The following is a 10,644-nucleotide window of genomic DNA, read 5'->3' on the forward strand; positions in this document are numbered from 1 at the left end:
CTCCAGGCGCAGCCCAGTGCCATCGACGATCAGGGTGTAACTGCCGAACGAGCAGCACCGGTACTCCGCGGCGGCGAGCCGGCCCAGTGTGCCGGCCAGATCGACGTCGAACGGGACCCGCTGCCCGACACCACCCCGTGGGTGGTGTCGGGCAGCGGGTCGCGGCTCTCGGCGCGGGCGAGGACCTGCTGCCACACACCGATCCGGTGGTGCACGTCGCCGCCGTCGGCGCCAAGGTCACAGGCCAACGCCCCATCGCCCGCCGCCGGGTCGTGCGGGAAGTGATAGGTCGTGCCCGCCGCCGCCAGCGCGGTGACACAGCCACAGCTCTCCCCGCACGGCCCGTCATGTGCCGTGGCCGTCAAGGCGGCAACCACGGCCTGCAACCGAGCCGCGTCCTCGGACAGCGACGCACTCCGGCTGATCTCCGACACCCACCCGGGGGATCCCGGACCGGCGTCGGCGGCCTGCCTGTTCCGCGCCTCAATGTCCGACTGGACGTGGTCGAGACGGGCGGCCACCGCGTCGGCCAACCCCTGCTGCGTCGTGACGCAGTCGCCGTCACGCCAGGAAACGGCCAGCCCGGTGAGCGTGTCAGCGGTAAAGCCGAGGTCCTCGGCGCCGGCCAGCATCCGCACGGCGGTTACCTCCTCGGGCGGATAACCGAGCCGGTCGCCGTCGCGGCGGGCCGGCGGCAGAAGTCCCGACTCGGCGTACCCGCGCAGCCGCGGCGCGGGCACGCCAGACGCGGCAGCCAACTCGGTGAGTTCCAGCAGCCCCGCGCTCATGACGGCGCCCCAGTCGAGACGGCGCTGGCGCGCTGGGCGAGGGAGGCCAGGACGTCGGCGTGCGCGGCCGGGACCTCGATGTCGAGAGTCACGGCCTCGCCGTCGGCGGCGGGTGCCGGGGTGGTGGTGAAGGTGAAGAACGAACAGCACTCGGTCTCCCGGGCGGTCAGATCCCGCACCGTGGCCGCCAAGCCCGCAGGGCCGGTCAGATGCAGCCGGGCGTGCGTCGCGTCGACCTGGTCGACCGCGCGAACGGCGGTAGCGAACAGCTCATCGAACTCCGCCAGCCGCAACGGCTGTTCCGCCGTCGGCAGCGAGCAGGCGTCCGGAACCAGGAAAGACATGCTGACCTCCTCGAACAAGGCACCGTCGGCGCCGTCCGTTCGACGGTAAGCCTGTACCCAAGTACCGGATGCAACCCCTCGAGCCCGAAATCTCGGGCGAGGCCTGAACACACCGAGCCGAAATCCGATCCCTACAACCACGACGGCAACAACGCCGCCGAAGCCACAAGCGGGCTCGACCTTGCCGTCGACCTGGTGCTCGGCGGCCGGCTCGCCCCAGCACCGTCCTGGCCCACCACTGGCCCGACGGGGCGAACCTCGGCGACATCCGGACCGTCGACTGGAGCACCGTCGCACCGGTCGACATCGTCACCGCAGGCTTCCCGTGCCAGGACATCTCCAACGCCGGGAAACGCGCCGGCATCACCGGTGTCCACAGCAGCGTGTGGACAGCCGTCGCGGCCGCCGTTCGCGCGCTTCAACCGGCGTTCGTCTACGTGGAGAACGTGGCCGCGCTCCTCCGGCGCGGACTCGACCGAGTCCACGCCGATCTGGCCGCGCTCGGGTACGACACGAGCTCGATATGCCTACGCGCATCAGACATCGGCGCCGCCCATCGACGCGACCGCCTGTTCCTGCTGGCCGTCCGGGCGGATCTCCTCGGAGCCGATGGCCACCCTGCCGACGCCGTGCGCTCGTGACGGTAAAGGCCCGGGCATGCCCCGCAGTCTGCCGGACCTCATCGAACCCGGCGGCAGCCGGAATGCCCTGCTGCCAACCCCGACGGCCGGCGGCGGTACCGGCTATATGAGCGGCGCCAACCCTGGAGCGGGGCTACATCACGGACCGGGGACTGCCGCGTACCGCCGCGCTGCGAGTGCTCGGCAACGGGGTCGTCCACCAGCAGGCGGCAGCCGCGTTGCGGCTGCTGCTGTGCCCGCACCGGCGGGCGGTGCGCCGATGACCGACCACCACGCAGCCGAGCCGTCCCGCTGGACGGCCACCGCTATCGAAGGTACGGCCATCGCCGGATAGTGGCCGCCAACGCGACGGGACCACCTCCGGGTTCTCCGCACCTCGCTGATCAAGTCGCACCGTCACAGGCGGCACCGGCGCCGTTGGGGCCGAGCAGCGCGACGACCTCGCCGGCGGCGATGCGCAGCTCGACGTCGAGGCGGAAGGTGCCGCGGTCGTCGACGAGGTGGGCGTCGAGCGCCGCCGGGCCGGCGACCGGAGCTGTCACTACGCGTGATTGAGTGACCTGCCCAAAGCCAGGCAAGTCCCCGCCCGGACCACAGACCGAAAGATCAATCACTCTTCACGGGACAGAACCCGCAACTCGCGAACAAACCAGACGGGCGAGCCACCCGAAGCGGCGTGGTCTCGAAGGCCGATGGACTCGGAGGCGCCGGCCGAATCGCCATGCTCGGACGGTGGTCGCGTCGGCGGTCACGCAGCCGTTTCGAGGCCGCCGGGTCGTCCGGCGGTGAGCAGCTCGTGCAGGGTGCTGATCGGGGCCGGCCGGGCGAAGTGGTATCCCTGGGCGAGGTGGCAGCCGATGCGGCGCAGCCGCTCCGCCTGTCCGGGGGTCTCCACGGCTTCGGCCAGGGTGACCAGGTTCAGGCTGCGACCGAGGGCCACGATCGTGCGCACGAACGCGATCTCCCGCGGGCTGCCGTCCTCGATCTGATGTGAGGTGAACGAGCCGTCCATCTTCAGGATGTCCACCGGCAGTTCGCGGAGGTAGGCCAGCGATGAATAGCCGGTGCCAAAGTCGTCGATGGCGATCCGGATACCGTGGTCGCGTAGCTGCTGCAGTTGCGCGATGGTGGTGGCGGCGTCGGTCACCGTGGTGATCAGGACGGTTTCGGTGATCTCGACGATCAGGGACTGGCCAGGCAGGCCGGCGGAGCGGAGGCGGTTCAGCAGACGGTCGGCGAACCCGGCGTCACGCAGTTGATGCGCCGACACGTTCACCGTCACGGGTACCCGGTGCGCTCTCCACAGGTCGACCAGATCGGCGCAGACCTGGTCGAGTACCCAGTCGCCGATGACGGTGATCTCCCCACTCTGCTCGGCGAGCGGAATGAAGTCGGCCGGTGAGACAGGCGTGCCGTCCGGGCGGGTCCAGCGCAGCAGGGCCTCGGCGGCGATGATGCTGCCGGTGTTCAGGTCGACGATCGGCTGGTAGTGCATGCTGAACTCGCCCGCCCCGACGGCGCGCTGCAGGTCGGCGACGAGGTCGCGGTTGGCCCGCCATTGCGCGTACGCGCTGGGGTCGAAGATGGATAGCCCGTTGCCCTCGGCTCGGGCGTTCTGGAGAGCCAGGTCGGCGTCGCGCAGCGCCGTGGTGGCGTCGCCGCCTGCCGTGATGGTGACGGCGCCGACGCTGGCCTGGACCCGGCGGCTGGTCAGGCCGGCCACCGGATACGGCTCGGCGATGGCCTGCAGCAGCCGCTGGGCGAGGCCCCGCAGCTCAGCCTCGTCGCCGCGGGTGAGTACGGCGAAGGCGTCGGCCTCGAGCCGTACCACCACGGCGTCGCCGGGCGATGTTGCGCGCAGGCGGTGACCGGTTTCGACGAGCACGGCGTCGCCGGCTGGATGGCCGAAGGCGGCGTTGATCTCTCGGAAGCCGTCGAGATCCATCACGAGCAGCGCCTGGTCATGGTGGGTGCGACGGTGGAGATGGTTCTGCAGTACGGCTCGGTTGCCCAGGCCGGTCAGCGGGTCGATGTGGGCGCGCCGGTTGAGGGCCGCACCGAGCTGTGCCAGCCGGGCGATCAGGAGAACCGACGTGGCGCAGCCGAGGCACAACACCACGCTCAGCCGCAATGTCTGATGACCGGACCGCAGGGTCGCCGCTACGAACACACTCAGGGCGGCGATGAGCACCGTCAACGTGACATAGCCGGCCAGCCTGGTACGCGTCAGCGGGGCAGCATTTCGCGGCATACTGCCGGTGCTGCGCGCCATGGACGGGTGCATTGCCGCAGCACCGATCAACAGGTATGCCGTCAGCCCGCCCACCGATGCCCAGCTGGCCGCCTGCACCGCGCCGACGGCCTGCGCGGCGTAGTAGATCGTGTCGGTCACGATCCACAGCGTTGCGGCAGCGACCATCAGGCGGTACGACATGGTGCGTACGCGGGAGACCACCGCGACCCGTACCGTCAGCGCCAGGAGCAGTAGATCGAGGCCGACGTACAACAGGTAGGCACCCAGCCGTAGTCCGGTGAACCGGCCACCGAAGAGCAGCGGATCCAAGATGATCACCCAGGCGACGGCGCCGCCGCCGGCCAGGACGATCGCCGCGTCGATGAGTCCGCCGCGATACCGGCCCGGCCGGATCCACCAATAGGCGCTGGTGATCAGAAGACACATCGTCAGCGCGTAGGACAGATCGCCCAGGGACGGGAATCGCACCACGCCGGCCGGTGTCATCGCGGTGGCCCATCCGAGGTTGGCCAGCACCGACATCCCGATCGTGGCCGCCATCAACCACCACGGCCGTGACCAGGCCGGTCGGTATCGGCGTATGCCCATGATCAGGGCGGTCAGCACCAAGGCAGCCAACGCCATGTACAGCGAAACCCGTATTGCCGGCGATGCCGCCGGAACGGCAGCCAGAATCAGGCAGCCGAGGCCGAGGTACCAACGAGGAATGCCCTCGCGGCCCTGGGCACGCCGAACAGCCGGTCTCTTCCGTCCCGTCACGTCAGCAAGCACACCAGGCCACGGGTGCAGCGGCGGTACGAATCCGGTGCGAACGGGCGGCGGGACACCGCCGAGCATATGGGGAGTCCCGGCGTGCCGAAGTCCGGCGCCCCCGCACCACCTCGTCAGACACCGAGCACGTAGGGATGGGTCGGCCGGCCTACTGCAGTCCGGCCGCGTAGACGGTCCAGCGTGCGTTGCGCAATGTCGCTCGCAGCGTGATGCTGCCGTCCAGGACGTCTGAGTGCATGGGGTTGTAGTAGGCGACGATGAACGGGCGCGGCCACCGGGCGAGGGTTTCCTCGATGCGGTCGACGACCGCTCGTAGGGTGGCCTCGCCGAACGGGTTGAACAGGAACACCACGACCGGCTCTACTGGGAACTCGTATCGGGCCGCATCCGCCTGCACCACCTCGATGACACCGGCGCACGCCGGCGCGACCAACTCGTACGCTGCGGCGTTACGGCGGGCTGCGTCGGCGAGTTCCGGGTCGAACTCGACGCCGAGTGCCCGGCCGAAGCCGTGTTCGGCGGCGACTAGCAGGGTCCGGCCTTTCCCACAGCCGAGATCGACGAAGGTGAAGGCCGACGGTGTCCGGATCGGCAGGCTCCGCAGAATCTTGCGGAGCTGCCGCGCCGGCGTTGGGGAGTAGGCGACGCCGTCCTGGTGTTGCGCGGACGCCGCGACTCTCGGGTCCAGAACGGGCTCGGCGGTGGTGCGCTCGGTGCCGACGCCGAGGCGCTGGTCCAGGAGGCGGTCCTGCCGCCGGGTGATCGGTCGCAGCAGGATCTCCGCGACCAGGGTCGCGCACAGCCGCGCCGAGGCCCCGGCCCCTTTCGTGCGGCGGGTGTGATGCAGGGCTCGCAGGAGTCGGCGTGCCTTCTCCACCAGCGGTGTCGCGTCCGTCCGTCGGGTATTCACGGTCACACCAGCCACGCTAGGGACCACCCGGTTAGGGGACGGCCAGCATCACCCCAAATCTCGGCCAAGGTTTCCCGCGCCGTCCGATGGCATCCTGAAAGCGTGGACGTGCTGCTGGTCGAAGACGACGACACCATCGCCGAACCGCTAATCGCCGGCCTGGCCCGCTACGGCTTCACCGTCGAACGGGTCCGCACCGGCCGTGCCGCGCTGACCGCCGCCCCGGCCGACATGGTGCTGCTCGACCTCGGTCTGCCCGACATGGACGGCATCGACGTCTGCCGCCAACTGCGAGGTGGGTCGGCCATCCCGATCATCATGATCACCGCGCGGGGCGAGGAGATCGAGAGGGTCGTCGGCCTAGAACTCGGCGCCGACGACTACCTGTCCAAACCATTCGGCCTACGTGAACTCGTCGCCCGCATCCGCGCAGTCGCCCGCCGCACCGCTCCCGCCAGCGGCGCACCGGGGCAACCCGGCGCCGAGCAGGTGCTCGGCAACGTTCGCATCGACCGCCGCACCCGGCAGGTGCACGTCCACAAGGTCCTTGTTGCGCTCTCGCCCAAGGAATTCGACCTGCTCGCCGTCCTCGCCGAGGACCCCGGCGCCGTCTACTCCCGGCAACACCTGCTCGACACCGTCTGGGACCCGCACTACTTCGGCCCCACCAAGACCCTCGACGTGCACGTCGCCGCGCTGCGCCGCAAACTCGGCGCCCCCGCCCTCATCGAGACTCTGCGCGGCGTCGGTTTCCGGCTCACCGCCGGTGGCGACACCGGCCCGGGCGTGCCGTGACCCGGCGCATCCTGCTGAGTTACCTGTCGCTGACCGCCCTCGTCCTGCTCGCCCTCGGCATTCCCCTCGGCACGATCTACGCCCACCACGAACGCGACGGCTTCGCCGCCGATGTCGAACGCGACGCCGTCGTGTTGGCCGAACAGGCCGAACCCGACATCGCCGCGGGCCGGTCGGAACCCGTCACCGCCCTCGCCGCCGAGCACAGTTCCGCCACCGGCGCGCGGGTGCTCATCCTCGACGCCGACGGACATGTCCTCGCCTCGGTCGACGCCGGGCTCCCGGCCCGGGATCCGGCGATCGACACTGCGCTGACCAACCGACACGCCGTCGGCTACCGCGAGGCCCAACGTGGCGGCACGGAACTGTACGTGGCCGTGCCCGCCCGCACCGGCGCCGACGTCCGCGGCGCCGTGCTCCTGACGTACCCCACCGATCTCGTCGACGCGAGCGCGACCCGCTTCTGGCTCGCACTCGCGGCGAGCGGCGCGCTCACCTTGACCGTCGTCACGGTCGCCGGTTTCGCCCTGGCCCGCTGGATCACCCGCCCCGTCCGCATCCTCGAAGATGCCACCGCCGTCATCGGCCACAGCGCCGACCTGCCCACCGCCGAGATCGGGCCGCCCGAACTACGCCGCCTCGCAGTCCGGCTCACTGAGACCTCGCACCGCCTACACCGGCTCATCACCGCTCAACGGACCTTCGCCGCCGTCGCCTCCCACCAGTTGCGCTCCCCACTCACCGCCCTACGGTTACGGCTGGAGAACCTGGAACCCAACGTCCCGCAAGGCGCCCGCAGCGACCTCGACGCCGCCATCGCCGAGGTTGACCGACTCACCCGCATGGTGCTGGGCCTACTCGCCCTGGCCCACCTGGAGAACACCACCACCGACCGCCAACCCGTCGACCTCGACACCCTCGTCACCGAACGCATCGACAACTGGTCCTCCTACGCCGCCGAACACGACATCACCCTCGCCCGCCTCCCAGGCCGGCTCGGCACCGCCTGGGCCATCCCCGGCGCCGTCGAACAGATCATCGACAACCTGCTCTCCAACGCCGTGCGGGCCGCACCACCGCACACCACCATCACCCTCGGCGCAACGCCGGAGGAAACAAGCGGGTCCACCGTCGAGGTGCACGTCACCGACCAGGGACCGGGCCTGAGCGAGGCGGACCGGGCACGGGCGTTCGACCGTTTCTGGCGCGGCCCCGCCTCACCGGACGACGGTACCGGCCTCGGACTGACCATCGTGCGGCAACTCGCCCAGGTCAGCGGCGGGGATGCCGAACTACGTGCCGCACCAGGCGGCGGCATCGACGCCTTCATTCGGTTACGCCGAGCCTCGGCTCGAGTCCCCTTGCGCTGACAACCACTCACCAGGTGTACGCCGCCGAGCACAAGGGTGTCGAACCCGCCCGGCCATCGTGGCGTTCACGGCCCACCCCGGATCTGCCCGATCCCGTTGCTCATCACCGCAGGCGTGCTCACCGGCGCCGTCAGGCGCTGACGGCTGCAGCGTGCACATGCCAGTCCCCAGCAGGGTGAGGGTCATGACCAGATCGTCACAGCAGGTCACGTAAGGCCGGCCAGTCCGGAGCTTGCCGGGCGTCAGGAGTCCAACCCGCTGCCATTTGATCGCCGTACTCGGCTATCATCGCACTATGGCGATGATTGAAGAGGGGTGCGTGACGGCTGCGGTCGCGGCTGGGATGACGCCGGCGGTGGCGTTGTTCCGTTCTCTCGGCGACGAGACTCGGTTGAAGATCGTGAAACGGCTTGCCGCGGGCGAGGCCCGTGTCGTCGACCTGACCGGCGAACTCGGTTTGGCGCAGTCCACCGTCTCCAAGCACCTGGCCTGCCTGCGCGACTGCGACCTGATCGACTACCGCATCGAAGGCCGTCAGTCGTTCTATGCGCTGACCCGCCCCGAGCTGCTCGACCTGCTGACCGCTGCCGAAGGGCTGCTCGCCGCGACCGGCGCCGCCGTGACGCTCTGCCCTACCGATGACACCGGCGAGCCGGCGGTGACCGCATGAGTAGCCCGCTGAGCCTCAGCCGGCAGTGCGACGACTGCGCCCTGCCCACCATCGACAGCGAGGCAGGTGACTGTGGATGCGGGCCGGGCTGCACCGACGTCTGCTGCACCGATACGCCAAAGGCCGGCCGATGAGCTCCAACATGGCCGCCGCCGTCGCGCTCGCCGTCTACCTCATCGGCCTCGCCGCCGCGTTCGGCTGGCAGACCCTGACGCACTGGCGGGCCACTGGCAGCACCGGCTACCGCGGCATCTCCGGCCAGCCCGGAAGCTTGCAATGGTGGGGAGGCATCCTCTTCCCGGCCGCCTTGCTGCTCGGCGCCGCCGCACCGATCCTCGTCCTCACCGGCGTGACCGCCGTCCCCGCCTTCCCGGGCCGGCGCATGCTGAGCGTCGTCGGCCTACTGATCGCGCTTACCGGCATCGCCGTCACGCTCGCCGCGCAGCGGCAGATGGGCGCCTCCTGGCGCATCGGCGTCAACACCGGCGAGCGAACCGCGCTCGTCACCGACGGCCTGTTCGCCCACATCCGCAACCCGATCTTCACCGGCATGCTCGCCGTCACTCTCGGCCTGGCAGGCATGGTCCCCACCACGATCGGCCCCCTCACCGCACTCTGCCTGCTCGCCGCCTTGCAGATCCAGGTCCGTGCCGTCGAAGAGCCCTACCTGATCGCCAGCCACCACGAGGACTACCGCGGCTACGCCGCCCGCGCCGGCAGATTCCTGCCCGGCATCGGCCGGCTCACTCCCAGCCCTTCGCCCCACTGATCACCGTGTGACGGTCCAAGACCGAGAGCGGATAACGAGTAGGTAACGAATTCGGTGTTGTGAGGTGGATTCGGTCTGAGGTTTTCTCGGCTGGTCGGTCACCCGAGTCGGCCGCGAGGGGCCTGGGAATGAAACCGGTGTCAGCATGGTCGCTGAACCGACGGTGGTGGGCGGCGGCAGCGGGCGTAGCCATGATCGCGGGTGTAGCGGTCACACAGCTGGACTCTGACCCGCAGCCGCAGTCGGTCGCAGGCGTGTCGGACGGGGCGAGCGAGCGTGAGGAGCTTGTCGACTACGACTCGCGTGACGCGCTGAGCACCGCCGGCCCGGCCGGAACGACGACGCGGACCGGCCGTCCACGAATTGCGGCAAGTCCGGCGACGCCCCCAGTTAGCCTTTGGCCTGGGACTCTGTGATCGTATGGGGGTCGAAGGCCGTGAAACCGGGCAGTGCTGCGGGACGGCCGGAAGAGGCCCCGGTAAGCCGGGCTTTGTGGGTGTGCGCGGTCGCGGTGATCACAGCCACCCTGCTCGTCGTGCCGATCGCCGACTACCGCCCGCCCGTTCACCCGAACCTTGCACTGGCGGTCTACGTCCTCATGGCGGCGGCCGATCTGCTGACCGCGCATCTGCTGGTGCAGCAGTTCCTGGCCGGTGGCCGGCTGGCGACACTGGGCCTTTCGTCGGCCTACCTCTACACCACCATGATGATGCTGCCTTACGCCGTCGTCGTCACCCGGCTGCAGCGCTGGGGTCCCAGCTCGATCTGGGGAGAGGTCTGCTCACCGTGGATGGCGGTGATCATTTTCTCCGGGTTTCCGGTGCTGGTGGCAGTGCAACAGCGGGTCGTCGCCGCGCTACCGGCTCGATGGAGCGAACAGGCCCGGAACCGGCGGCGAACCGCCACCGCGGTTGCGGCCGCCGTGATGCTCACCCTGGTGGCCACGGTTACAGGCATCATCTTCGGTGCCGCGGACCACCTGCCCCGGCTCTACCAGGACGGAACGCCGACCGCACTCGGCCTTTGGACGGTGGGCGTAGGGCTCCTGGCCACGGCCGTCAGCCTGCTGGCGGTGACCAGGGACCTGCGCAACCGGCCACCGGTGGAACGGTGGGTGGTGGTGGCGATCAGCGCGTCCCTGGCCTCCGCGACCCTCTACATGTTCGCCCCACAGCGCTACACGCTCGGCTGGTATGCGGGACGGGTCGCCCTGCTGGTCTCCTCCGGAACGGTGCTTCTGGCCCTGCTCGCCGAGACCGCCAGTCTCTACCGCCGGCTCTCGGCGGCGCACGAGGATCTCGACCGCGCGCACCGCGAACTGAGCCGCCGCGC

10 protein-coding genes and 1 pseudogene are annotated in these 10,644 nt (G+C 70.0%); 6 read left to right on the plus strand and 5 right to left on the minus strand.

The genetic code is table 11. The features are described 5' to 3' along the window. Nucleotides 1-29: 29 nt before the first annotated feature. Nucleotides 30-788 carry a MerR family transcriptional regulator gene (locus AB0B58_RS16950; protein ID WP_360224199.1) on the minus strand — a complete coding sequence of 253 codons (759 nt, stop codon included), beginning with the start codon at nucleotides 786-788 and terminating at the stop codon, nucleotides 30-32. After that, the gene (locus AB0B58_RS16955) at nucleotides 785-1,132 is read right to left on the minus strand and encodes a hypothetical protein (protein WP_360224201.1); all 348 of its coding nucleotides are present in this window, start codon (nucleotides 1,130-1,132) and stop codon (nucleotides 785-787) included. Before AB0B58_RS16955 ends, AB0B58_RS16950 begins: the two co-directional genes overlap by 4 nt. A gap of 266 nt (nucleotides 1,133-1,398) precedes the next feature. Here AB0B58_RS16955 and AB0B58_RS16960 point away from each other — a divergent pair, with 266 nt between their 5' ends. Further along, nucleotides 1,399-1,773, plus strand: coding sequence for a DNA cytosine methyltransferase (locus AB0B58_RS16960; RefSeq protein ID WP_360224247.1), 375 nt, complete (start codon nucleotides 1,399-1,401; stop codon nucleotides 1,771-1,773). Nucleotides 1,774-2,180: 407 nt separating this feature from the next. Here AB0B58_RS16960 and AB0B58_RS16965 read toward each other — a convergent pair. From AB0B58_RS16965 to AB0B58_RS16975, 3 genes and pseudogenes are all read right to left on the minus strand, one after another. After that, nucleotides 2,181-2,315 (minus strand): annotated as a pseudogene (locus tag AB0B58_RS16965) (ABC transporter ATP-binding protein); the annotation flags it as partial. A gap of 206 nt (nucleotides 2,316-2,521) precedes the next feature. Continuing rightward, complete coding sequence (locus AB0B58_RS16970) at nucleotides 2,522-4,567, minus strand: bifunctional diguanylate cyclase/phosphodiesterase (RefSeq protein WP_360224203.1); 2,046 nt, start codon at nucleotides 4,565-4,567, stop codon at nucleotides 2,522-2,524. A 379-nt stretch (nucleotides 4,568-4,946) separates the two neighbouring features. Beyond that, nucleotides 4,947-5,714 (minus strand): class I SAM-dependent methyltransferase, encoded by a 768-nt coding sequence (locus AB0B58_RS16975; RefSeq protein WP_360224205.1) that lies wholly within the window; start codon nucleotides 5,712-5,714, stop codon nucleotides 4,947-4,949. A 96-nt stretch (nucleotides 5,715-5,810) separates the two neighbouring features. Here AB0B58_RS16975 and AB0B58_RS16980 point away from each other — a divergent pair, with 96 nt between their 5' ends. The 5 genes from AB0B58_RS16980 to AB0B58_RS17000 form a co-directional block, all read left to right on the plus strand. Beyond that, complete coding sequence (locus AB0B58_RS16980; RefSeq protein ID WP_360224207.1) at nucleotides 5,811-6,503, plus strand: response regulator transcription factor; 693 nt, start codon at nucleotides 5,811-5,813, stop codon at nucleotides 6,501-6,503. Next, a complete protein-coding gene (locus tag AB0B58_RS16985) occupies nucleotides 6,500-7,873 on the plus strand; it encodes a HAMP domain-containing sensor histidine kinase (protein WP_360224209.1) in 1,374 nt (457 codons plus the stop codon). Before AB0B58_RS16980 ends, AB0B58_RS16985 begins: the two co-directional genes overlap by 4 nt. A 295-nt stretch (nucleotides 7,874-8,168) precedes the next feature. After that, the gene (locus tag AB0B58_RS16990) at nucleotides 8,169-8,543 is read left to right on the plus strand and encodes a metalloregulator ArsR/SmtB family transcription factor (RefSeq protein WP_360224211.1); all 375 of its coding nucleotides are present in this window, start codon (nucleotides 8,169-8,171) and stop codon (nucleotides 8,541-8,543) included. Nucleotides 8,544-8,673: 130 nt separating this feature from the next. Next, complete coding sequence (locus AB0B58_RS16995) at nucleotides 8,674-9,312, plus strand: isoprenylcysteine carboxylmethyltransferase family protein (RefSeq protein ID WP_360224213.1); 639 nt, start codon at nucleotides 8,674-8,676, stop codon at nucleotides 9,310-9,312. 511 nt (nucleotides 9,313-9,823) lie between these two features. After that, nucleotides 9,824-10,644 (plus strand): MASE4 domain-containing protein (locus AB0B58_RS17000; RefSeq protein ID WP_360224215.1); only part of this gene is annotated, 821 nt, incomplete at its 3' end.

Source organism: Actinoplanes sp. NPDC049118 (genome assembly GCF_040648555.1).
In the GTDB taxonomy this organism is placed as follows: domain Bacteria; phylum Actinomycetota; class Actinomycetes; order Mycobacteriales; family Micromonosporaceae; genus Actinoplanes.